Consider the following 23598-nt stretch of genomic DNA (forward strand, 5'->3'; position numbering starts at 1 on the left):
ACTTAGACTTTAAAGCGGGTTAGAACGCATGGCTCAGACCCACAAAAACCGTCCAGGGGCTCTTGCCGATCTTGGTGTCGGGAGCAGAAGAAGAACCGCCGCCGCCATTGATAGTGTAGTTGACGTTGTCGTCGTTATGCATGTACGCTGCGCCGCCGTAAATGGTGGAGCGTTTGCTGAGCGGGTAGTCGTAGCGAGCAGAGATGTTCCACGCATTGGAGTCGTCTGTCGTATTGTTCTTGAGGAAGGCAAAGCCGTTCAAGAGGTAGCCGCCCATCAAAGGAGTCTTTGCGGAAACGCTGTATACCATCAGATTCGGGTTGGCGTTGCGATCAACCGCTTTGGAGCCCTGACGGTAAATAAGATTGCCGTACAGCTTTGTGACGCCGAAATCGTAGCTGGCGCCAAGGTTGTAAAGGGACTCATGCGCATTGATTGTGCGGAAGTTGTTAGGCGCGAAGCCGGCAAGGTTCTGATAGGTGTAAGTCAGTCCGACGCCAAGTGCGCCGCTGCGGTAAACCGCCTGCACCGCATAGGTGTTGCCCAGTTTGTTGGACTGTTCATCGCTCAGTTCCTGAGTCACACGATTCAGCTTCTTCTGTTCACCGAGAGAAACCATCGCAGACATCACCAGACCGCCGAATTTCGGGGACTCATAAATAATTGAGTTGTCGCGGCGAGTCATGTTGTCAATACCGGACAGACCGTTAATGCCTGAGATATGATTGCTCGGGATATAAGGCGCCGGGGCCATAAAGTTGTTGATCGTGCTGCCGAGGCTGCATCCGAAAGCGTCAAACTGAGCGATACCGCCGAAGTTGAGTGTGTACTGACGACCGAAGGAAAGGGCACCCCAGCCGCCTTTTACGCCGAGAACGGTTTCACGCTGGAAGGCGTATCCGTCGCCGCCAGTCGCAGGACTGTTGGTACCGTTATCAAGCATAAAGCCGTTTTCTAAGCGGAAGAATACGGAGTTGCCGCCGCCGAGATCTTCGGTTCCTTTAATACCCCATCTGGAGCCGGCTTTACCGCCGCTGCCGAGATCGACAACGGCTCCGTTGCCGCCGTTATAGACCTGTACATAAGCGTCAACAATACCGTACAGTTCAACATTTGCTGCGAAGGCAGTAGTAGAGAATGCAGCCAAGACTGCAGGCATAAGAGTTCTAAGTTTCATAGAGATATCTCTTTGGAATTTGATAAACACTCAAAGCTATTTGACGTTAAAGTCAAATTTATGGCACTGAGCGCAGTAATTTTCAGGAGGCTCATGCTGGAGATGGCAGTTGATGCATTCTCCGTTATGAGGCGCTTTGTGAGGATTGGCACCCGGAAGTTCCTTTGTCTTTTCCGCTAATGCGTCCTTGTTGTGGCATTGAGTGCAGGTTGCGTCATCCGGGAATTTCGGGTTCTTGAGGTCTTCGCCGTGACAGCTGTTGCAGGTAACTCCTTTTGCAACATGACGATCGGCGCCCATCGGAGGATTGGCAGCTAAAGCAAATGAGGCGAAGAACATTAACCCGGCGCTAAGGACAGCCGCCGCAGCGTAGCCCAAATTTATTTTTGTTCTCAAGATGTGTCTCCGAACCGGAGACTCCGTGAAAGGACGTCTCCGGAAAGGTTAGATCAGATTAGCAGCCGGCCCACTTGTTCGCTGTGCGAGCAGCGATGCGGCCGAAGATAATGCAGTCTGCAACAGCAACGGTACCGAGACGGACCATGCCGTGGACACCTCCGGTTGCTTCACCGGCAGCGTACAGACCGGAGATCGGCTCGCCTTTGACGTTCAGAACCTGGGCCTGTTCATTGATTTCAATGCCGCCCATTGTGTGGTGGACACGCGGCCAGAGACGGATTGCATAGAAGGGGCCCTTTTCATTGGGCACGCCGTCATCGAAGAACATGCAGTCGAATTCCGGATCCTTCTTAGCCTTCATGTAACCGTTGAATTTTTCAGTTTCTTTTTCGAGAACTGAATAATCAAGCTTATAGAACTCAGCAAGGCTCTTGAGGTCGTCAAACTTGCGGATAACGCCGTTCTTGAGGGCCTGCTCAAACTGTTCCTGCTTCATGTTCTTGCCGACAACCTTGTTCATGAAGTTCTGTTCATTCGTGAAGATGACGGCCGGGGCACCGATGGCGACGATAGCGTCAGCGCGAACTTTGCGGTTGCCGGTTTCTTTGATGAAGCGCTTGCTGGTCTTCGGGTTGATCATCGGGCCGTAGCCAACCATGGATTCAACTGCGAGCGGAGCCAGACCAAAGCCGTTTTCGTCCGGAGAGGTCCACGGGCCGAGCTGGATCCAGTCCATATGAATGGTATTTGCGCCGACCTGCTGAGCTTCCTGAATCATTTCACCGGTTGCGCCGGGATGATTGGTCGAAGTGAATTCCTTGGTGAGGCGAGGATCGTGGCTTGTGCGCATGCGAACGTTCTGGCTGAAGCCGCCGGATGCGATCAGAACACCCTTAGTGGCGCGGATGTAAACAACTTTGCCGCTGTCAGGACGATTGAAGCGATGGTTGATGCGGGCTTTAACGCCGACAACGCAGCCTTTATCGTTAACGATCAGATCATCAACAATAGTGCGAAGCTGGATCTTGATGCCGAATTCCTTGCACTTGGCAAGCATCGGGTTGATGAATCCGGCGCCGGTGTTTTCCTGGACTGCATGACTGCGGGGTACAGAGTGACCGCCATGGTAAGTAACGGCTTTGAAGTTTACGCCAACTTCATCGCGGAGCCATTCATAGTTGGAAACGGATTCGTCAGCGATTCTGCGTGCAAGGTTTGCATGAGCGATACCGCCGCCCGCTTTCAGAATATCTGAATAGAGAAGGTCGGCGTTGTCTTTGATACCGGCTTTAGCTTGCATGTCGGTACCGGCAGCAGCGATGGCACCGCCGTTAATGATGGAGTTGCCGCCTGCAGAAGGCATTTTGTCAACGACAAGAATATCCTTCATGCCGAGATAATGGCTTTCAAGGGCAGCGCCAAGACCGGCAAACCCGGTTCCGATGACTAAAAGTGAACAAGTTTCATTCCATTCGGCTCCTTTCGGAAGTTCTGCTGCATGAGAAGCACCGACGCCGGCAATCGCGGCAGCAGAAACGGCAGAGGAGCGAAGGAAATTGCGTCTTGTTAGGGTCATGTTTATGTTCTCCGTAGTTTGAAGGGAATGAAGCAATTACAGGATCCATTCTAAAAATCATCCGAAATCATGACCACTAAACTGTTTTAGTTTCCCTCCTAATGATTAACCCTTAGCGCATGTTATTAAATAGTTAGGTAGTTTTATCAAATATTGTCTGAATGTCGCTTCAATGATGTGAATTTCAACAAAGAATATAAATGGGTGAAATGATGATCCTTCCACCTGATTTATTGCGCGGCAATGACGAAAAAGCCCTGAATGGAATCAGGGCTTTTAGATTAAAAATTACTATTTAAATCAAAGAGATGCTAGCGGATTTATTGTTTGAGGTATACGAGGCATTAACTCAAAAAGTTCTTTAAGGCTGCTTGCGTAAGTGTAAGAGCTCTGTTCTTCAGAATGCCTCATCCATTTATACGTATCTTCAAAAAAATCGACGGGGAAGGTGATGTAGTCTCCCTCTCTAATCCAAACGCCTTCGTCCTTCCATTTTTTTAGATAATTATCTGTTGATACAGAAGATGCGTTCGCGACAAGACAGCGGTTGCTGCGCGTCAGGGGGACAGGCATTCTGAGCCACATCTTCCCATCCTTATAGAAAGAGTCTGCAAAATGGATAGCCCAGCTTATCGCAAAAGCCTTTAAACGCTGCTCAACCGGGGAGAATGCCATTAGGGCAAGACCGATTCGATCAGAGAGCGCACAGCTTTCGAAATGCCGAATCAGAGATGCCAGCAGAGTCGGTTCAGTCTTGAGTATCGGCATGATCAGTTCACGATCGCAGATGTAGATTTCTGCATTGGTCAGAGCGAAATAGTGGCCGAAAGCAGGTCTGCCGGTAAAGAAATTGAGGTTGCCTAAGGCCAGATGGCCCACCGGAGAAATAGCCGCTGCTTTTTCTGTGGCAACTGTCGGATTGCCGAAGTTTCTGGCCGTGACACCGTTGGTCACAACTGCGAGGTGATGAATGCTTTGACCGAGAGAGATAAGCTTTTCCTGACGTTTTAGAGAGACTTTTTTGCCGACTTTAATAAGCAGTCTGACGATGTCCTGATTGAGCGGGGGATGGATCCAGGGGACAATGGGCACAGAATTCTCTTTGTCTTTGATATCAATGTCATAAAATCTTTTTCTGTGCAAAGCTGAAAGCCACTCAGCAGAAATGTTCCCCATTGATTCCCTCGTCAGTGTGAGAAAGATAATTTTTCTTAGTTTGAGTCGGATTAATCCGTTTGGATATAGTCTACTTAATGAGTTAAAGCTTGGCTACTAATACACTTTGGTCTATGCATTAGGTATTAATGCCTAATGAAAATTCTGTCGACAAGACCTAAAAAAGGCTCAGAGCAACTCTGAGCCTTAGTACCTCAACAGTCGGTGTCAGCGTTCGATAATCGGTATCTCATTCGAGTCGGCTGCGGGCGTTTTCTTGTTATGAATCACATCGCAGGCAGTCCGTATGGCAGAGTCCATATCCGGGCACAGGAATTTGCCGAGTTTCTGAGCCAGCCCCAGACGCTGCATCTGCCGCAGCGGGTGGTCACTTGCGCCGGCGATGATGAGTACCTTTTCATGCTTAACCAGATTGCGCTGGAAATTCTCTATGATATCGAGCGCGCTGTTATCGATTGACAGCAGTTCGGAGAAATCGAAGATAACTACATCGGGAGCGTCCGGCGCATTGATATGCTTCGGGTCCGTGACAATTTCAAGCTTTGATACAGAGCCGAAGAAAAGCGCGCCTTCCATAACCCAAGCCTCAATCTCCTTCGGAGCGTCAAAGGGCAGTGTCTTCGGAAGCACTCGGGTAAGCGTGTTCATGCGGTAAAGGAAGAAGAGCGCGGCCGAGAGCAGACCGATTTCCACCGCGACTGTCAGATCGAAAATAACGGTCAGGAAGAAGGTCAGCAGCAGAGTGGCTTTATAGGAAAGCGTAAATTGTCTGAGTCGAACAAACTCGTGCCAGTTGCCCATATTAAAAGCCATGAAGAGCAGAATCGCGGACAGTGAGCACAGCGGGACGTTCATCGCCAGAGGAGCTGCAACCAGAATAATGATCAGCAGCGTTAGGCTATGAACCATGCCTGCGACCGGAGAGACGGCGCCGCTCTTAATATTGGTGACGGTTCTTGCGATAGTACCGGTTGAAGGAAGACCTCCAAAGAAAGGCACGATGCAGTTGGCGATTCCCTGTCCCATCAGTTCCTGATTGGGATCATGCCGGTCATCGATCATCGCGTCAGCGACACGAGCGCAGAGCAAAGACTCGATCGCGCCGAGCAGTGCGAGAGTGAGCGCAGGCGTAAAGAGCTGTTTTATATTACCCCAAGAGATTTCAGGAATTTTGAATTCAGGAAGGCCTTGGGGAATACCGCCGAATTTGGAGCCGATCGTTTCAACAGGAAGATTGAAGAAAGTTACGGCCGAAGTCATGATGATCAAAACGACGATAGTACTCGGAATACGCGCAAGCCATCTGCGCCAGGGCGCCCCGCCGATCGTCCAGGAACGCGGCCAGATAAAGACAATGAAAAGAGAAAGAAGTCCCATTGCAACCGCATAGGGATTGACCGTGTCAATGGCACCCCACAGAGTCTCGATCTGATGGAAAAAGTCAGCCGGCATCTTGGCGATGTTAAGACCGAGAAAATCCTTCACCTGCGAGAGCGCAATGAGTACAGCGATACCGTTTGTGAAGCCGATCACGATGGAGACCGGAATAAAGCGGATGAAGCTGCCTATCTTAAAGAGCCCCATCAGGAACAGGAATATTCCTGAAAAGAAGGTCGCAATGAGCAGATTGCCCACGCCGTACTGCGCGATGATGCCGTAAACAATAACAATAAAGGCACCGGCAGGGCCGCCGATCTGGACTCGGCAGCCGCCGAGCAGGGAAATAAAGAAGCCGGCAATAATGGCAGTATAAATACCGGATTCCGGTGTCATGCCCGAAGCAATGGCAAAAGCCATCGCAAGCGGGAGCGCAACAACGCCGACGGTAAGACCTGCGGATAAATCATTCGTAAATTCGTTAAACGAATAGTGACGCAGCAGCGATAAAGAAGCCGGGTGGAACTTCGCAATTGGAAAACTATGAAGCGCTTCCACGATATGGGATCTGACACTCATGCTTAGATAGGTAAAGAAAGTTGTTTTTATTAATAAATAGAAATCGGGAATGTCTTTCGACCTCGTCATTATGCGCCTTAGAACGGTACGATGAGCGTTTTTAGGCTGAAGTAAACAAAAAAGACCGCAGATCTGTGAGAACCCGCGGTCTTTTTCAGCAGAAGGCTTTAATGGATTTTCATGCCGGGTTTTGCGCCGGGGAAAGGTTCGAGAAGATACAGGCCGTTCGGCTTGTCAGAGCCGTCGGAAGCGGAAAGCAGCATGCCCTCAGATACTGAACCCATCATCTTGCGCGGCGCTAAATTCGCAACTACAAGTGTGAGTTTTCCAATCAAATCCTCGGGGTTGTAATAAGCCGCGATACCCGAGAAGATATTTCTCGGTTTTTCCTCGCCGACGTCAATCGTAAGCTGGAGCAGTTTCTTGCTCTTTGGCACTGCGGTGCAGTTGAGAATCTTGCCGATACGCAGGTCAACTTTTGCAAAATCATCAAAAGTAATTGTCGGGGCAAGTTCCTCGTAAACCATGTCTTCAGAGGATGCAGCTTCGCTCTTTACCTCTTCCGCTTTTTGTTCCGTGTTTGCCGGAGCGTTCTTGTTGCTGAGCTCAAAGAGTTTATCAACGACTTTCTCATCGGCTCTCTGCATCAGATGTTTGAACGGAGAGATTGCTGCGGCGCTGTTCAGCGGAGCAGAGATGGAATTCCAGCTCAGCTCTCCGCAATTGAGGAAGTTCTCAACGTTTTCAGCGGTTCTCGGAAGAATCGGTTTGAGATAGATGGTGAGCAGTCTGAACGCTTCGAGTGTGACAGAAGCAACCTCATGGAGCTTTTCGGATGCTTCCGGATTCTTAGCAAGTTCCCAAGGTTTCTCGGCGTCGACATATTCATTTGTCTTATCGGCAAGCGCAAAAACAGTATTGAGAACACGGCTGTATTCGCGATCTTCATAAAGTTTGCTGATGGCGCCGGCCTGCTCTCTAAGTTCGCGAAGCAACGGGCTCTCCGCAATCGCTTTATCGCTGACTTTGCCTTCAAAGCGCTTAACAAGGAATCCGCTTGAGCGGCTTGCGATATTGACGTATTTGCCGACCAGATTGGAATTCACCATGGTGACAAATGCGTGCGTTGTGAAGTCGATGTCCTCGACCCTCGAATTGATCTTGGCGGCAAAGTAATAGCGCAGCCATTCAGGATCCATACCCAGATCCAGATAAACCAGGGGGTTGAGGCCGGTACCGCGGCTCTTGCTCATCTTCATACCGTTGACCGTGACAAAGCCGTGCGCCCAGACATGATCCGGAACTTTAAAAGGTTTGCCTGCAAAGTGCAGCATGGAGGGCCAGAAGAGCGTATGGAAATAGGCAATATCCTTACCGATAATGTGAATTTGTTCGGTTGTGGACGATTCCAGCAGTCCGTCAAAATTAATGCCCTTTAATTCGCAGTAGGACTTCAGGCTGGCGAGATATCCGATCGGAGCGTCCAGCCAGACATAGAAATATTTGCCGGGTTCATCCGGAATTTCAATGCCGAAATAAGGTGCGTCACGGGAAATATCCCAGTCATTCAAGTCTCCGTCTTTGCCGAGCCATTCTTCGGTCTTGGCAACGATCTGAGGCTGCAGGCGGGAAGTTCCGTCTGTGGCGGTTCCCTTGGTCCAGCTTCTCAGGAATTCGACACAGCTCGGGTCGGAAAGCTTGAAGAAGAAGTGCTTGGATTTTCTGAGTTCAGGCTTGCAGCCGGAAAGAGAAGAATACGGATTGACCAGTTCTGTCGGCTGATATACAGCGCCGCAGACTTCACAGGAGTCGCCGTACTGATCGGGCGCGCCGCACTTCGGACAGGTTCCTTTAATGTAGCGGTCGGCAAGGAACATTCCTCTGACCGGATCGTAGAACTGCTCGATGTCTCTGCTGTAGATGAGCCCGCAGCCTTTCAAACGGCGGTAGATTTCCTGAGAAAGTTCCGTGTTTTCTTTGCTGTCGGTGCTGTGCCAGTGGTCAAATTTAATATAGAAGCCGTTCAGGTACTGGGGTCTTCCGGCCGCGATTTTCGCGACGTACTCCTGCGGCGTGACGCCCTGCTTCTGAGCGGAAATCATGATTGGCGCGCCATGGGCGTCGTCAGCCCCCACAAAATGAACCGTATTGCCGAGCATTCGCTGATGGCGAACCCAAATATCGGCCATGATGTATTCCATGATGTGACCGATGTGAAAATTTCCGTTTGCGTAAGGAAGCGCGGTCGTCAGGAAAATGGTGCGTTTACTCATGAATATTTTTTCCATATGTTGAAAAAGACCAAACGTCAATTTTAACAGACCGAATTAAGGAGAAAGCGTCTATAAGTCAATGCGCGGAGGATTTCTTACTTTGTTTTCGTGGTTCCGAACTTCCTGGTAAGTATTTATCTGAGAACGGTATGCAAGTCAGTTCCGATGTGATAGTTTAGACGGCGTAAAAATACAACGGAGTTGTTTTAATGCAGGAAAAGATTACAGAACTTCTCAAAGAAGTTGTGGACCCGAATACAGGCAAGAATCTGGTCGCGTCCAAGTCTTTGAAAAAAGTGACGACGGAAAACGGGAAAACAACGGTTCAGATTGAGCTGGACTATCCGGCCAAAACACAGGGTCCCGTCATTGCGTCGATGGTTAGAGCAAAACTGACGGAAGCCGGCATCGATGCTGATGTCAATGTCGGTCAGAATATTATCGCGCACTCGGTGCAGCCCGGCGTCAAGGTTTTTGACAACGTCAGAAATATCATTGCGGTATCGAGCGGAAAAGGCGGCGTAGGCAAGAGTACAGTTTCCGCTAACCTTGCGCTTGCCCTGCAGCAGGAAGGTGCCAAAGTCGGTCTTCTGGACGCGGATGTATACGGACCGAGCCAGCCGACGATGCTCAGTATCACCGATAAACCGTATTCGGTTGACGGAAAGAGTCTGGAGCCGATGATCGGACACGGTCTTCAGGTTGCCTCTGTCGGCGTGCTGATCGATCCGGATCAGCCGATGATTTGGAGAGGTCCGCTCGCCGTATCCGCCCTGCAGCAGCTTCTGAAGCAGACGAATTGGAAAGATCTGGATTATCTGATTGTCGATATGCCTCCGGGAACAGGAGATATCCAGCTTTCTCTTTCTCAGGAAGTTCCGCTGACCGGTGCGGTGGTTGTGACAACTCCTCAGGACATCGCTCTGATGGATGCTCGTAAGGGTCTCGTGATGTTCGAAAAGGTCAACGTGCCGATTCTTGGCATTATTGAAAATATGGCTACGCATATTTGTTCTAACTGCGGCCACGAAGAACACATCTTCGGTGAGGGCGGTGCGGAAAAAATGGCCAAGCAGTATGGCGTCGATCTGCTCGGAGAACTGCCGCTCGACATCAATATTCGCCTGAGCATGGATAAGGGCGAGCCGATTGTGATTTCCGAACCGGAAGGCAAGATCGCTCAGATCTATCGTGAAATCGCCCGTAAACTGGCAATTGCGGTAGCGAAGAAGAATAAGGACTACAGCCGAAAGATGCCGTCGATCAAGATTTCTGATACCTAACGCATCAGTAAAGCAACAAAAAAATAACGGAGCCCGAGGGCTCCGTTGCTGCATTCAGCACCGATTAATCAAAGTGCGGTGTTTCAACGCCGAGAACTTTGTGAAGTTTCGGACTGGTGGTTGTGTACTGCAGAAGGACACGCTTTTCCGGGAATACATAGTCGGCTGCGGCAAAAGCGGCAAGCGCGCATTCATGGAAGCCCGACAGGATGAGCTTTTTCTTGCCGGGATAGATGTTGATGTCGCCAACAGCAAAAACACCCGGGATATTCGTTTCAAAGCGAGCGGTATCGACCACAATCTGCTTTCTTTCAAGTTGTAGACCCCAGTCTGCGATCGGTCCGAGCTTAGGCTGCAGACCAAAGAAGACCAGCAGGTGTTCCATCGGAACTCGACGTGTCACACCATCAGCGCCGGTAACTTTAACCTCGATCATCTTACCGTTTTCTTCCGTAAAGCCGGTGACCTGTCCGACTTCAAACTGCATTTCCCACTGATCGCACAGCTCTTTCATCTTTGTGACGGAAGCAGGCGCGGCTCTGAATCCGTCCCGACGGTGTACCAGAACGACGCTCTCGGCTTTGCCGACAAGATTCAGACACCAGTCAAGGGCAGAGTCTCCGCCGCCGCAGATGACAATGTTCTTTCCTTCAAAAACGGAGGGATCTTTGACGCGGTAATGAAGCTGTGATCCTTCAAATTTTTCAATGTGCGGAACTTTCAGTGTTCTTGACTGGAAGCTTCCGACGCCGGCAGCAATAAACACCGCTTTAGCAAGGAACTCGGTACCTTTGGAAGTCTTTACGTAGAGACGGCCGTCTTCAAGTTTCTTCAGAACCTGCGCCTCTTCACCGTAATGGAAAACCGGCTTGAACGGTTCAATCTGCTTGAGCAGATTTTCTGTTAACTCGGTAGCAGAACAGACCGGAACTGCGGGAATATCGTAAATCGGTTTGTCCGGGTACAGCTCAACGCACTGTCCGCCCGGATGGTTTAAAGAATCAAGCACGTGGGCTTTCATTTCCAGCAGCCCTAATTCAAACACCTGGAAAAGACCGACCGGACCTGCACCGATGATCACGGCATCTGTTTCGATCGGATTTGTGATTTGCTGTGTTTCAGTCAATTTCAACCTTTTTTTCTTTTTAATGAGAATCGTTAAATTTTCTCACTAAATGATGTTAAAAATCAGCTCTAAAATCGTGAATTGGTTTACTGATGTTTCTTATCAAACTCAACATCAGCTCTGAGTTCTCTGAGACGCGCGTCAATTTCACTCATGGTATAGAAGTCCGCATCATTGGCTTTCTGCGCGAGCGTAAGCTGCTGAATGGCAGCAACTTTCTGCCCCTGAAGCGCATACATCTCGCCGATTGCCTGATGGCTTAGGCTTCGTTTGCCCATCGCTTCATAGGCGCGTCCGAGAATCGATTGATAGGTGACCGTTGATTTGGAAATCGCGTGCTGCTTTCGCATAAGCTCAACGGCCTGGCTGTATTTCTTATCTCGAAGCAGCAGACTTGCATAGTTTTCTAAGAGCATGGCTGAAAGCGGGCTTTTCTCATAAGCCTGTTTCGCCAGCTGCAGTCCACGGGCGCGCTGGTTCGGGGAAGACTCAAAAACAAGATCAGAGTACAGCTTATTGATGATCGCGGAATTTCCGCCCGTCATCTGGCGCGCTTTTTCGATTTCCTGAAGCGCAAGCGTCGGGTTCTTCATGCGCTGCGCGGCGACCGCCATGCCGTAATGGACGGCGGCCGCTTCATAGCCCTTTGCGGTCTTTGCTTCTTCTTTGAAGTAGTCCATCGCATCGGACCAGCCTTGATAACGGTTGGACTGTAGGACGCGAAGACGCGCGCGAATCAGATAAAAGTCCAGAGAATCTTTGTGCTTTTGCGCTCTAACGCTTCTTGAGCGCACCTGGGCTTCACTCATACGGTCCACGGTCATCGGGTGCGTTCTTAAATAAGCAGGGGCGGCTCTCGCGCCCTCATAAGCGCGGTTGTTGAAGTCAAGACGCTCGAAGAACTGCTCCATGCCTTTCGGATCAAAACCTGCGCGAACGAGCGAATTAAAACCCACACGGTCCGCTTCTCTTTCCGCGTCGCGGGAAAAAGAAAGATAGTTCTGCGCCATGGCGGCCTGCGCACCGATGACAGAAGCCGCTGCGCCGTCCCCGGAGCCCGCTCGAGCGGCAAGAATTGCGACCAAAATAGAACCGAGCGTCATGGCCCAGTTGCCTTTTTGATTTTCCAGCATGCGGGCAATATGACGCTGCTGAACGTGCCCGATTTCGTGCGCGAGTACGGAAGCAAGTTCGCTTTCGTTAGAAGCCGCGGTGACAAGCCCGGTGTGGACCGCAATAAAGCCGCCCGGGAGCGCGAAAGCGTTGATTGAGCTGTCGCGGATCGGGAAAAATTCAAAACTGTATGGGGAGCCGGGACCGGCTGAGACGAGTCGGTATCCGATCCGATTCAGATATTCCATGGTTTCAGGATCGGCAAGATAGGTCGGATCACTGCGAACCTCATTCATAATCTCCTCGCCAAGCTGACGCTCCTGCAGCTGAGAGAGCGTAGCGCCGCCGGCTGCGCCGAGATTAGGAAGGTTATAGTTTTGCGCATAGACATGAGCAGCCGGCTCAAGGGCCATCGAACATGCGAAAAGTAAGGAAATTATGCGCTTAGCGACCATGTCAGCTCCGAATTTTTGGCGACGTTATTATTTACATCTAAAAGAAAATATATCAGTTATTATTTTTTTTGCTGTAACGAATTCTTAATAGGAAAGAAACGAATGTCTGCTTTGACGCACTTTAATGAATCGGGCGACGCACACATGGTTGATGTGGGTGAAAAAAACGTAACCTGCCGAGTCGGCGTTGCCGAGGGATGGATCTCGATGAAGCCGGAAACCTTTGAACTGGTCGCTCAGGGAAAGGCTAAGAAAGGCGACGTGCTGGCGGTTGCCCGAATTGCGGCAATCATGGGTTCGAAAAAAACACCGGAATTGATTCCGCTGTGTCATCCGATTGCACTCACGCATGTCGAGGTCGAATTTGAGCTCTTTGAAAAGGAAAGTCGAATTCGCTGTGTTGCGACTTGCGAATGTAAAGGCCGTACCGGCGTGGAGATGGAAGCGCTGACTACGGTTCAGGTCGGGCTGCTGACGATTTACGACATGCTCAAGGCGGTGGACCGCGGAATGCAGATGGACGGGATTCGCCTCTTGAAGAAAAGCGGCGGCAAGAGCGGAGAATGGACCGCGGCTTCTTAGCTGAAAATACAAGCAAAAGGGACGGTTTGAACCGTCCCTTTTCGAATCACTTTAGCGATCCGAGAGAATGCCCATCTGAGAGGCGAGGTAAACCGCTTCGCCTCGCGAGTGGACTTTGAGCTTGCGGTAAATCTTCTTGATGTGGGCGGTGACAGTGTGCGTGGAGATGCCCAGCACTTTACTGATGTCAGCAAAGCTCATGCCTCGGCCAAGCAAATGGAGGACTTCTGTCTCTCTGGGCGATAGCGGATTCGGAACTGAACTGGAATGCATCCCCTGAATCTCAGAAACCTGCTCGTTTTCAATGCGGTTTTGAAGCGTCTTAACAATAACGCGCCCCGCGATAGGACTGATCGGACTTCCTCCGACAATGATGGAACGAACATAGTCAGCAATCGACTGAAGATTAGTCTCAGTCTTGACAATGTAGCCGATAGCGCCGTTTTCAATGGCGGCAAGAATATCTTTTGGACTGGAACGATTGGAAATAACAGCGATATTCGGAATGTGATACTCGGTATGAGCTTGGTGAATTAATTCCAAACCATCCCGCTGGCCCAGATTAAGCTCCGTTAAAAGGATGTCACAGCGAGTCTGAAGCAGTAAGGAAGTTGCGGATTCCATACTGGAGCAGATGCCAATCAAACGGATACCCGGATCATGGATCAGACGCTGGCGGTAAACACGCTGCGTATCAAGATCCGGTTCAACAATCAATACGGTTGTCTCCCTTGTGTTCAAGATAAAACCCTCCAAGCTCTTGTCTTTCAAACGAGAGCTTATTTATGAATAGTTGCTGCTGTAATTAAAGTTTTGCTCACAATCAATGTAGTCCCGCAGCTTTCATTACTGATTGTAACGAGATAAATGCAAAATGACCATAAGTGATTACTTTATGGCATGAAAAAATCACCTATTTATGGTGTATTTTTTGTTTTTTCGCATCAATTAGTGATCTTTCTATTGCTTTTTCCTCATCCGGCATCCCGCGATCCGAAGCAATATTTTTGTTGGACCTCTGAATTCCGAATGCACCGAGGATCATCGTTGCGCCGAGAGACCAAAAAGCGGCTGCGGCACCGATAACTGAGCCCCCAAAACCAAAAAGAAGCGGTAGAACGGTGTGACTTGAGTTCATCAGCATGGTTCGTATACCGATCGCCTCTCCGATTCTCTCCTCCGGTGTGACTTGGTGAAGCAGAGAGAGAACGTTGGGCTGAGACGCGCCCAAAGACGCGCCAAGCCATCCGCAGAGGACAAAGAGGACCGCCAAACTAGTTGTGAAGGGAAATATCAGGTAGGAGACGCCGGTAGAGACGAGCACGAAGATGATAATGGACCACTCTTTAAAGTGGTGCGAAAGAATCGGCATGAGGGCTCGAACCGCAAAAGAGCAGACGGAAAATACGCTCAGCAGCCATCCGATCGCTACCGCGTCAAGACCGATTTCCGTTCCGTAGACCGGGATCATGAAGGCCTGAAGATCCCATGCCATTGAGACTAGGGCGGAGGCGAGCAGTACGTTTCGAATCAGGGGATGCTTAAAGAGCTCAAATAAGCTGTGTTTTTCGACTTTTTTCTGCTTGTTCGCGTTCAGCGACGAAGGCAGTCCGCGTGAAATCAGAAGAAAGACTAAGGCAGCCGCAAGCGCAAAGCCGAGCGCTCCGCCGTAGGCCCAGTAGTAATTCTTCTCATCAATCAGGTAACCGGCAATGACCGGGCCGGCGGCGCCCGAGGCGGAAAAAGCCATGGACTGAAACGTGAATCCCGTGGCTCGGGTTTTATTTGTGGTCAGGTGCCCGATGAGTCCCTGACCGCTGATGAGCGCAAAGACAAAGCCGGTGCCTGCAAGCAGACAGGTGATATAGATCGGTTTGATGCCGAAAGTTTCGTAAGGAAAGAAAATTGGTACGGCGCAGGCAACGCATATGAGCAGACAGGCGATAATGATCGGAATTTTGACGCCGATGCGGTCGATCCATTTGCCGACATGAATCGAAATCAGCGCGGGGACCGCCGCATAAACCGAAAGAGTCACGCCGACAATCCAGGCGGGCTGCCCGTTGTGAAGCGCGTAAAGGGTTGTAATCACGCGTGAGGAGATGAAACCGCAGTGCAGAAGGCCCATGAAAAGTATTATTTTTAGAATCTGCTGCATATCTCTCCTTCAAAAAAAGAAGCGTCTGCGGACGCTTCTTTTTTTACCGTAAGGGACGAACGTCCGAATGCTTTCTCTACGCCTGGATAACCAGAAGGGGCTTATCGCTGATGGCGGCGATGCGGGTTGCTGTTGAGCCTAAAACGGCAGCTTTGAATGCGCCGTATCCTCGGGTGCCCATAACAATCACGTCAAGCCCTTCCTTGTTTGCGAAGGCGGCGATCTCATCGCCCGGGTTGCCGACAAGGCAGATCTCTTCAACTTTAAAGCCGAGCTGAGTGAATTTGTCGCGAACCGGTCCGACCGCTTCATCGAACGCTTCGCGCTGCATTGCGCGAACCTCGGATTCATTCAGTGTCGGGAGCGCCATGCCTGCCATGTCGGGCATCACAACGCCGGCATAGTCGCTGACGACATTCATCAGATAAAAGACCGGGTCTTTACCGAAGAGGTCGTGATTCTTCAGGATGTACTCCACGGCCTTTTCGCCGTAGGAGGAGCCGTCAACCGCGACGCCGACTTTAAGAGAGTCCGTCTGAGGAGCGGTTTTGTTTCTCAGAATAAGCACCGGCTTCTTTGAAAGCGCAAGAACGGAATTTGTGACGGAACCGAGCAGCAGTCCTTTGAGCGCGGATCTGCCGTGCGAACCCATGATAATCAGGTCGGCGCCGGATTCTTCCGCGGTCTTCGCGATTGTGGGAGCGGCTTCACCGACCGCGAAACGTGTGGCGGCTTTAACACCGGCTTTTTCAAGCTCCTTGACGGCGGGTTCCAATACAGTGTTGGCTTCTTCGTCATAGTAGCCGCGGAGTGATCCGCTGCCGATCAGGCGGGAGGCGCGAGCCGGAACAGGCGCCTGAACACTCATCAGCTCAATTTCGGGATTGGAGCCGAGAAGTGTTGTTCGCGAGGCGACAAATTCAAGCGAGTGATTGCTGAATTCACTGCCGTCGATGGGTACTAAAATCTTCATAATTCCTCCGGGTCAGAATATTCTCGCAGCCTAAGAAACAATTGTTTGAAACTGCCTTTTTGATGATTAAATTATCAGATCGAAATCAGCCTTCGCAAGGTACGAATTAACAAATTTGTCCGCGGTTAGTAATATGGTTCTTTTCCGATCCATCCCCTGTCAAGTTTAACGGAGGACGAGGACGATGCAAACATTTTTTATCCTTATTGTGAGTGAGGTTTGGAGACGCTATGGGCGAGACGCTTAGTCAGACGGAACGGTACCCGCTGGATTATGAGAGAAGGTTTGGCGGGGTCGCGAGACTCTATACGAAGGAGGGCGCAGCACGTCTTGCTCAGGCCTCGGTCACGGTCGTCGGCTTAGGCGGCGTCGGCTCTTGGGCAGCGGAAGCGCTTGCGCGCACGGCTGTCGGCAAACTGACGCTGATAGATTTGGACAATATCGCCGAAAGCAATACCAACCGACAGCTTCAGGCTCTCACCGGCGCTTACGGAAAGCCGAAGGCGCAAGCCCTGAAGGAACGAATCGCCCTGATTAATCCTCTTTGCGAAGTGACGATGGTCGAGGATTTCGTTGATGAGGAGAATGTTTCGGAAATGCTGCACACGCCTGTCGTGCTGGACTGTACGGATCAGGTCAAGGCAAAGGCGGCAATGGCAGCTTTTGTGCAGAAAAGCGGCGGCTTATTTATCACATGCGGCGCTGCCGGAGGAAAAACCTCCGCGCTTAATATCCTCGTCGATGATCTTGCAAAGGCCAAGGGAGACCCGCTGCTCTCCAACCTAAGGTATCGTCTTCGGAAGCAGTACGGGTATCCGCGGCCAAAGGAAGAAAAGCGGATTGAGAAGTTCGGCATAACCGCTGTATACACCGCCGATCCGGTCGTTCGTCCGGAAGGCAGCTGCGACATTACCGGAGGCTTGGCCTGTTCCGGTTACGGTTCCGGCGTGGTTGTGACTGCCGCAATCGGGTTTGCGGCGGCTTCAGTCGCTATTAATCGGATCGCCGGCATACAAAAATGAAGAACCGTTTCTCAGAAGGAGCGTAGAGGAGCGTAAAACAAGGAAAAATAGTAACCGTAAGCATACGAATCTATTAAACTAGATTAAATAACTTAAATAAAGGAAACGCCTAATGTACAGCCGTATTCTGGTACCGACCGACGGGTCGGAGCTTTCTGATAAAGCCCTGGAGGCAGCCGCTGATTTCGCAAAGGCAATGGACTCCTCAATTGTTGCCGTCACCGTGATTGAGCCTTACAGCTACACCAATCTGTCCGAATATCGTCCTGAGAGCATTGATCAATACGATTCTCGTGTGAAGGAAATGGCTCAGGAAAGATTGGAAATCGCGAGAGAAGCGGTTGAGCGAAAGGGCGTGAAATGCGAAGTTGTCGCATTTAAGTCTTTTTCTCCCGCCGAAGCGATCATTGACGCAGCCACGGAGTACAACTGCGACCTGATTTTTATGGCTTCTCACGGCAGACAAGGTCTTGCGGCCGTTCTGCTTGGAAGTGAAACACAGAAAGTACTGACGCATTCGAAGATTCCTGTCATGGTGTACCGCTAATCAGGGGCCCTGATTGGGGGCAGACCTCGCTTCATCTGAGGCGCACGAGCGGATAATGACTGAATTCAATAAAAGAAGGAGTATGTAATGTCAGAACAAACAGAACCGGTTAAGGAAGAGGCTGATGCTCAGATGGAGCTCACCAACCTGTACCGTGAAGAAATCTATACCGATAGAAAGATTGGCGTGATTCGCTGTCTGGTTCCCGTTCTTGCCGACGGCAATAAAGATGAGTCGCGTCCGGTGATTTATACCGGTGAAGCTCAGATTATGACCCAGATGGGCGCGCTTCCGATTTCCTTTGATATCGAAGCCGACAGTCTGGAAGCCGCAGTCAAGGGCTATCGTGAAGCGGCGAAGGCCGGTGTGGAACGCACGATGAAAGAGCTTCAGGAGCTTCGTCGTCAGGCCGCAAGCAAGCTGGTTGTCCCAGGTCAGCCCGGCTTCAGCAGCCCGGATGCTTCGGGAAGCGGACTGGTCATGCCTTAATCCGCACAAAGATTTAATTGAACTGAACTGCCGGCTTGCCGGCAGTTTCTATATGGACTGACTATGAAAAGAGCAGAGCTTCTGAACACACTCGATGAATTACTGAAACCTGAGACTTTCAAAGACTACTGCCCGAACGGGCTGCAGATAGAAGGTGCGGATAATGTTCAGCGGATTGTCTGCGGTGTCAGCGCCTCTGAGGCGCTAATTGATGAAGCGATCAGGCGCGGTGCGGACACCATTATTGTTCACCACGGTTATTTCTGGAAAAACGAGAACTCACGGATTATCGGTATCAAACGGAATCGAATCGCGAAGATTCTCGCCAACAATATCAATCTGATTGCCTACCATCTACCTCTGGATGCCAATGAGACTGTCGGCAACAACTATGAAATGGCGCGTGCGCTGAAGCTGCAGAACGTCCGAGCGACAAAGTCTAATCCTCTGGTGCTTATGGGGGAATTCCATGACTTTGTAACTACGGAAGAACTTGCTAACAAAATAGAGGGGGTTGTCCATAGACCTCCTTTTGTGGTGCCTGTAGACTCCGTCGCTTTAATTAAGACGGTCGCCTTCTGCAGCGGCGCGGCTCAGGATTTTTTAGAAGACGCGGCAGCCGAAGGCTCGGACGCTTACCTTAGCGGGGAAATTAGCGAAAGAACAGTTCTGGAAGCTCGTGAATTAGGAATTCCTTATTTCTCAGTCGGCCACCATGCCGGAGAAACGTTAGGAATACGGGCCATGGCCGTTTGGATTGGAAACCATTTCCCAGAAATAAACGTCAGCTTCGTCGGAATTGACAACCCGGTGTAACCGGATCTTTTCATCGGCAGCTGCGCACCCGGAGTTGCCGATGGCAAACAAGACATATCGACACAGACGCCCACTGTCTCTCAAAAGGGCAGCACTCGCCTTGGTTATCGCCTTGCATGCGGTACCTTCTTTCTCGCAGGAGGATCCTTTCTTCGGGGAGACCAAAACCAATTACCTTGAAACGGATGAAGAGATTAACCAATATATTGAAGATCTCGCTAAAGAAAATCTGATTCTTGTCCACATCTCAGAAAATTCACCGTTTGTCGGCAGCTCTCCTCTGACGATGGAAGGCGCCGAAGAAATATGGAACGCACCGGAGCTGTCTGAAACCGCGCTGAATTTCGGCATGGTTCAGAGCTCGAATGATCCGGCGGCGCGCTTTAGCAAACAGGCGGATATTTTGCGAGCTGTTGATATCAAAGTTAAGAGTTCGATTAACGATGCTCAGGGCGGATCCGCTGCCGTCCTGGTCGCAGAAGAGGGCGCTGATGTCACATTCAGGCATCACGCCGCTCTGAGCGCCGCTATTGAGGACGGCTCAGAGAACACAGCGATACGAATCAAAGGTTTTGCTTCGGCATCTCAGGTGTTTTTTTCCGAAGGCCTCACAGGGGCGGTCACAGGAAGTTCTGCCTCTTTTGCCGTACTGCAGGATAAAGCTTCGCTGCTGATCGGCGGAGACTCTTTGATCAGCGCCTCAGCGGACGCATTTGTTCTCGGTTCCGTGAACTCCAAAATCACCGTCTCAGAAGGAAAGCAGCTGACGGTAAATGCCGGCGGGAGTGCTTTCTCCGCAGCAAAGGGCGGCTCTCTGATTCTGGAAAACGGCGCATCATTAACCGTGAATGCCGATCAGGTCTTTAGCGGAGCGCTTAATGTCAAGGTGCAGGATTCATCGGTTGTCCTGAACGGCAGCACGCTTTCCTTTACCGGTCAGTACAGTCAAAACGGCGGCTCGCTAACTTTGTCGGGCGACACCAATCTCAACGACGGCAACTGGCACTTTAAAGAGGTCAGCATTACAGCGGCCTCCAAGGATCTGTTTGAAATATCAGCCCAGGACTTCAATCGTGAGAGTCAGCTTCAGGGCAAAATCACCGATTTCACTAAGACCTCATTTTCGGAAATTATCCTCACCGATGAAGCGGTCGATCTGAAATATCTCAGCCTCGCTTCCGAATACTACGGTATCGGCGTTACGTACACCGGTGAGCTGCTGATTGATAATTCTGTTGTGACAGGGATCAACTACAGCGACTATAAGAATTATCTCGAAGGAAAGAACATCGGTTTGGCATCCGTCAATCTCAACTTAGGAGAGATGTCCGAGTTAAATTCGGAGCGCCTTTGCATCGGGTCGATCTACACAAAGAGCGAAGTGCTGACTCTGAACAATTCCACGCTTGTTCTTTATGGTACAGGCAGAGGACCGATGTCGGGGACAGATAATTGGCTGTCCGTCGGAGAATTCAGTACGCTGGAGCTGCACGGATTAAGTTACGAGGGAACGCGAGAAGTCCAGAAGCGGGCAGAAATCGATTCGAAGGTTTTTGTGTCCGACACGGGACGTCTTTTATTTACCGGCAAAGTAACGGTCGGTCCGAATTCCGCGATCGTCAATACCGGTGAGTTTCTCATTAAAAACGGCGCCCAGACACACGTTTACGCGGATATCTTCCAGCTGGACGGCTCGGCGCGCTTTGACAAAAATACATCTTTTGACTCGACGCAGGGCGTGATCGTCCGCGGAGGGACTTTGGACATTGAAGGGCTTTTTACCGTTCAGTCTCTGCAGCTTGAAGGCGGCAGAACCTCAATCAGCAGTCAGGTGAGGGCGAAAGACTTTTCAATCGGAAGCAGCTCTCGAGACGTGATTCCGACACTGCGTCTCAGCTCAGACGCGGATGTTGTGTTTGAAAACGCGGAGAGCGCAAACGCCTCTATTCTGATCGAAGGCGACGAAAAGCAAGGTGAATACGCCTCTCTGGCGATCAAGAACTGGAGCGGAAGCGGCACCGAATTTCGAGTCGGAAGCAACGGAATTCTAATTTTGGGTGACGGCCGCAAGGACGACTCAATTGATTTAACGAGAGATGTGGTTTTCCAGATTTTCGATTTGGCTCAGGAGAAGTTCTCGAGCGTACTGGCTGTCAATGACACGTTCGTGCTTTCTAAAGAAAACTCCATTATCGTGGGCTTGTCCAATGAGAGAGAGGCTCACGCCGGATTAACGTTTGAGAGCGGTGCCGTATTTATTCTTAAACATCGTACGGGGCGTCCCGCGTTCAGTTCTGAGGATGGAACGGCCCCGGTGTTCAAAGAAGGGAGCGGTATTTTCGTGCTTGATCCCTTTGGAACCAATCAGCTGACCGATTCCACTATTCAGGAATTTGAAGGCTCGGATACGGTTCAGCTCATCTCCGCGAACAGAAATGTGTCACTGGTGCTGGAGAACCGCGAGGACGGCTGGTTTATCGATCGGGAGAAAGCGGTCGTTATCACAACGAACTTTGTCTATCCTCAGCTTCAGGGCTGGCTGTACAGCAATACGGAAGGCTTTACGATTGATTCCGACAATGCGGCGCAGAGATTCTTTGCGCGAGTGGACAACGAGACCTTTATGGCGCCCCATTATTCTGCTGCGCTTATCGGTCAGGCCACGCTGCTGCCGAGTCTTCTCGGGACACGTTTAAATATGTTCCGATCGGGAGAAGGTCTGCGCAGCGCGATTGGAACGGAAGCGATCCGACTCTATGACAAGCCCGAAGGTTCCACGCATATCTTCGGTGGAGCTGAAGGCGGTTTTTTCTCTTCCCGGAAGGCAGGCGGATATTTACTGGGCGGAGCGTATCGAGCGAATTCGGAAAATGTTCGTCTTGGCATGGCGCATAAAACCGAATCCGGTTACTCAGTTGTCGCAGCGGCCGAATATACCCATATTTCTTCGAAGAGCAGGCATGCTGTGCTTGAAGCGAGCGGCAAGCAAAATGTGACGGCGGTTAACGGCATGATCAGTAAAGACTTCGGCGATTTTATTGTCGGCGTGAATGCCGGCGCGGGCCTGTCGCGCGGCAATATCACCGCGGATCTGCCTGCCGCTATGCAGCTTGAGCGCATGAAGGCGAAGGTTGATGACTACTATCTGACCGGAGGCATTTCAGGGTCGTATCGAATCATTGACGGCCTCAGCATTGCAATTGAGCCGCAGATTTGGACTCTTCTAAAGACTACTGAGCACACGAAGATCGGTTCTCAGAAGGCGTTTGAATTTAAGAGCAGGGCGCAGGTTTTTGCCGAGATTCCGGCGGTAGTGCGAGGCAGTGTGGAGATCGGCTCTATTGGCGGATATCGGTTTAGCCTCAACGGAGAGGCAGGCGGCAGCATCCGAGTCGGGCAGCTCGATAAGAAAGGAGAGCTGCGGGCGGTTGGTACTCAGGCCAGAGAATCGATTTCTCAGAAAGAAATCAATCGCTGGAGCGGTTTTGCAGGCGCCGGCCTGAAGGTTAGGAGTGGCTCAGCGGAAGCGACGCTGGCTGCAAAAGCAGCTCTAGGTGACGGAAGAATCGACAGTCAGGTCATATTTAAAGCCGACTGGAAATTCTAAAAACCTGAATTCCCAAAAACTAGATCATAAATATTACTAGTAGTTACACACAGTGCCCAAATTGCCCGTAAACCGGGCATTGGGCATTATTTTAACTGATTTAATAGATTATAATTATATAATCTACCTGGAGGGATTCATATGCTTGCGAAGACCATTGAGCATGTCATCAAGGTAAATATCAAGGGCAAGGACTATCTGTACCAATTTCAAAATGCTTGGGATCCGGTCAAACAGCGTTCTTATAGCAAACACCGAATTACCCTTGGGCGCCTGATTGACGACAAGGTGGAATTGGGAAGGAAATTTCTTCGAGACAATCCTCAATACAAGGATGTTGAATTAACTTTTATCGATAACAAGCTCTGTCCGGTTGGTATTGAAGAAGTCAGCCTTCCTGTGGCACAAATTGTTTTGAGCCGGTCGGAAGCACTGAATGCCGGAGCCAGCTATGTATTAGAGCAAATTGCCAAGCAATCTGGAATAACTAAAGCTTTAAAGGCCGTCTTCCCTGAGCATTGGAAAGAGTTACTATCCTTAGCGATATTCTTAGTTATCCATCCTGACGCCACTGTCTCCAACTACGATGTGATAGCACAAAACTCTCTCTATCCGGCTGCCGCTATACCCTCTCAAAGAATCTCCGAGATATTTGAATCCATCGATTATCAACCCTCTGTCGAGCAATATCTGAAGCTGCGTCTTGCCTCTAATAAAGCATTGGACAAGAACAGTTACTGGGCATTTGATACCACTTCAGTGTCTTCTTTCTCACAAACAATTCATAAGGTTACCTATGGGCATAACAAAGAAGACCCTGACATGGCCATGCTAAAGCTGGCGCTGCTGATCGATGAGAAGACAGCCGAG

At 50.5% G+C, this 23598-nt stretch carries 19 protein-coding genes; 8 read left to right on the plus strand and 11 right to left on the minus strand.

Annotated features, from left to right (window positions below; translation table 11 throughout):
• Positions 1 to 19: 19 nt before the first annotated feature.
• From E5987_RS03740 to metG, 6 genes are all read right to left on the minus strand, one after another.
• Complete coding sequence (locus E5987_RS03740) at positions 20 to 1177, minus strand: porin (RefSeq protein ID WP_160334752.1); 1158 nt, start codon at positions 1175 to 1177, stop codon at positions 20 to 22.
• 36 nt (positions 1178 to 1213) lie between these two features.
• A complete protein-coding gene (locus E5987_RS03745; RefSeq protein WP_370267410.1) occupies positions 1214 to 1573 on the minus strand; it encodes a cytochrome c3 family protein in 360 nt (119 codons plus the stop codon).
• A 58-nt stretch (positions 1574 to 1631) separates the two neighbouring features.
• Entirely contained in the window at positions 1632 to 3152 is a 1521-nt protein-coding gene (locus E5987_RS03750; protein ID WP_160334753.1) for a flavocytochrome c, read from the minus strand.
• A 300-nt stretch (positions 3153 to 3452) separates the two neighbouring features.
• Entirely contained in the window at positions 3453 to 4328 is an 876-nt protein-coding gene (locus E5987_RS03755) for a Crp/Fnr family transcriptional regulator (RefSeq protein WP_160334754.1), read from the minus strand.
• Between the two features lie 207 nt (positions 4329 to 4535).
• On the minus strand, positions 4536 to 6284 hold the full coding sequence (locus E5987_RS03760) for a SulP family inorganic anion transporter (protein WP_160334769.1): 1749 nt from the start codon (positions 6282 to 6284) through the stop codon (positions 4536 to 4538).
• A gap of 167 nt (positions 6285 to 6451) precedes the next feature.
• The gene (gene metG, locus E5987_RS03765; RefSeq protein ID WP_255453134.1) at positions 6452 to 8596 is read right to left on the minus strand and encodes a methionine--tRNA ligase; all 2145 of its coding nucleotides are present in this window, start codon (positions 8594 to 8596) and stop codon (positions 6452 to 6454) included.
• A gap of 170 nt (positions 8597 to 8766) precedes the next feature.
• Between metG and apbC the strand changes: the two genes are divergently transcribed.
• A complete protein-coding gene (gene apbC, locus E5987_RS03770; protein WP_160334756.1) occupies positions 8767 to 9840 on the plus strand; it encodes an iron-sulfur cluster carrier protein ApbC in 1074 nt (357 codons plus the stop codon).
• 64 nt (positions 9841 to 9904) lie between these two features.
• On the opposite strand, the gene E5987_RS03775 is transcribed toward apbC, so the two are convergent.
• Both E5987_RS03775 and E5987_RS03780 read right to left on the minus strand, forming a co-directional pair.
• Entirely contained in the window at positions 9905 to 10966 is a 1062-nt protein-coding gene (locus E5987_RS03775) for an NAD(P)/FAD-dependent oxidoreductase (RefSeq protein ID WP_237178719.1), read from the minus strand.
• An 86-nt stretch (positions 10967 to 11052) separates the two neighbouring features.
• Complete coding sequence (locus E5987_RS03780) at positions 11053 to 12534, minus strand: beta-barrel assembly-enhancing protease (RefSeq protein WP_160334758.1); 1482 nt, start codon at positions 12532 to 12534, stop codon at positions 11053 to 11055.
• Positions 12535 to 12636: 102 nt separating this feature from the next.
• On the opposite strand from E5987_RS03780, the gene moaC reads away from it, so the two are divergent.
• Positions 12637 to 13116 (plus strand): cyclic pyranopterin monophosphate synthase MoaC, encoded by a 480-nt coding sequence (gene moaC / locus E5987_RS03785; RefSeq protein ID WP_160334759.1) that lies wholly within the window; start codon positions 12637 to 12639, stop codon positions 13114 to 13116.
• 51 nt (positions 13117 to 13167) lie between these two features.
• On the opposite strand, the gene E5987_RS03790 is transcribed toward moaC, so the two are convergent.
• The 3 genes from E5987_RS03790 to E5987_RS03800 all read right to left on the minus strand — a co-directional run bounded on the left by E5987_RS03790 (position 13168) and on the right by E5987_RS03800 (position 16247).
• The gene (locus E5987_RS03790) at positions 13168 to 13857 is read right to left on the minus strand and encodes a response regulator transcription factor (protein ID WP_160334760.1); all 690 of its coding nucleotides are present in this window, start codon (positions 13855 to 13857) and stop codon (positions 13168 to 13170) included.
• 172 nt (positions 13858 to 14029) lie between these two features.
• Positions 14030 to 15274: an MFS transporter gene (locus tag E5987_RS03795; protein ID WP_237178720.1), complete on the minus strand. Its 1245-nt coding sequence runs from the start codon at positions 15272 to 15274 to the stop codon at positions 14030 to 14032.
• Between the two features lie 76 nt (positions 15275 to 15350).
• Entirely contained in the window at positions 15351 to 16247 is an 897-nt protein-coding gene (locus E5987_RS03800; protein ID WP_160334761.1) for a universal stress protein, read from the minus strand.
• Between the two features lie 230 nt (positions 16248 to 16477).
• Between E5987_RS03800 and E5987_RS03805 the strand changes: the two genes are divergently transcribed.
• From E5987_RS03805 to E5987_RS03830, 6 genes are all read left to right on the plus strand, one after another.
• Positions 16478 to 17269, plus strand: coding sequence for a tRNA threonylcarbamoyladenosine dehydratase (locus E5987_RS03805; protein WP_160334762.1), 792 nt, complete (start codon positions 16478 to 16480; stop codon positions 17267 to 17269).
• Positions 17270 to 17381: 112 nt separating this feature from the next.
• On the plus strand, positions 17382 to 17816 hold the full coding sequence (locus tag E5987_RS03810; protein WP_160334763.1) for a universal stress protein: 435 nt from the start codon (positions 17382 to 17384) through the stop codon (positions 17814 to 17816).
• Between the two features lie 87 nt (positions 17817 to 17903).
• Positions 17904 to 18305, plus strand: a complete 402-nt coding sequence (locus E5987_RS03815) for a hypothetical protein (protein WP_160334764.1) — start codon at positions 17904 to 17906, stop codon at positions 18303 to 18305.
• Between the two features lie 63 nt (positions 18306 to 18368).
• Positions 18369 to 19121, plus strand: coding sequence for a Nif3-like dinuclear metal center hexameric protein (locus E5987_RS03820; protein ID WP_160334765.1), 753 nt, complete (start codon positions 18369 to 18371; stop codon positions 19119 to 19121).
• A 40-nt stretch (positions 19122 to 19161) separates the two neighbouring features.
• A complete protein-coding gene (locus tag E5987_RS03825; RefSeq protein WP_160334766.1) occupies positions 19162 to 22728 on the plus strand; it encodes an autotransporter outer membrane beta-barrel domain-containing protein in 3567 nt (1188 codons plus the stop codon).
• 141 nt (positions 22729 to 22869) lie between these two features.
• On the plus strand, positions 22870 to 23598 hold a 729-nt coding region (locus tag E5987_RS03830), incomplete at its 3' end, for a hypothetical protein (RefSeq protein WP_420901715.1).

Origin of the sequence: Parasutterella muris (assembly GCF_009767915.1) — a bacterium.
Classification (GTDB): Bacteria; Pseudomonadota; Gammaproteobacteria; order Burkholderiales; family Burkholderiaceae_F; genus Parasutterella; species Parasutterella muris.

Coding starts and splice junctions, on each gene's coding strand:
- E5987_RS03740 (WP_160334752.1), bottom strand. CDS start 1,177: ATGAAACTTAGAACTCTTATGCCTGCAGTCTTGGCTGCATTCTCTACT.
- E5987_RS03805 (WP_160334762.1), top strand. CDS start 16,478: ATGGGCGAGACGCTTAGTCAGACGGAACGGTACCCGCTGGATTATGAG.
- E5987_RS03795 (WP_237178720.1), bottom strand. CDS start 15,274: ATGCAGCAGATTCTAAAAATAATACTTTTCATGGGCCTTCTGCACTGC.
- E5987_RS03800 (WP_160334761.1), bottom strand. CDS start 16,247: ATGAAGATTTTAGTACCCATCGACGGCAGTGAATTCAGCAATCACTCG.
- E5987_RS03815 (WP_160334764.1), top strand. CDS start 17,904: ATGTCAGAACAAACAGAACCGGTTAAGGAAGAGGCTGATGCTCAGATG.
- E5987_RS03760 (WP_160334769.1), bottom strand. CDS start 6,284: ATGAGTGTCAGATCCCATATCGTGGAAGCGCTTCATAGTTTTCCAATT.
- apbC (WP_160334756.1), top strand. CDS start 8,767: ATGCAGGAAAAGATTACAGAACTTCTCAAAGAAGTTGTGGACCCGAAT.
- E5987_RS03820 (WP_160334765.1), top strand. CDS start 18,369: ATGAAAAGAGCAGAGCTTCTGAACACACTCGATGAATTACTGAAACCT.
- E5987_RS03750 (WP_160334753.1), bottom strand. CDS start 3,152: ATGACCCTAACAAGACGCAATTTCCTTCGCTCCTCTGCCGTTTCTGCT.
- E5987_RS03755 (WP_160334754.1), bottom strand. CDS start 4,328: ATGGGGAACATTTCTGCTGAGTGGCTTTCAGCTTTGCACAGAAAAAGA.
- E5987_RS03825 (WP_160334766.1), top strand. CDS start 19,162: ATGGCAAACAAGACATATCGACACAGACGCCCACTGTCTCTCAAAAGG.
- moaC (WP_160334759.1), top strand. CDS start 12,637: ATGTCTGCTTTGACGCACTTTAATGAATCGGGCGACGCACACATGGTT.
- E5987_RS03780 (WP_160334758.1), bottom strand. CDS start 12,534: ATGGTCGCTAAGCGCATAATTTCCTTACTTTTCGCATGTTCGATGGCC.
- E5987_RS03810 (WP_160334763.1), top strand. CDS start 17,382: ATGTACAGCCGTATTCTGGTACCGACCGACGGGTCGGAGCTTTCTGAT.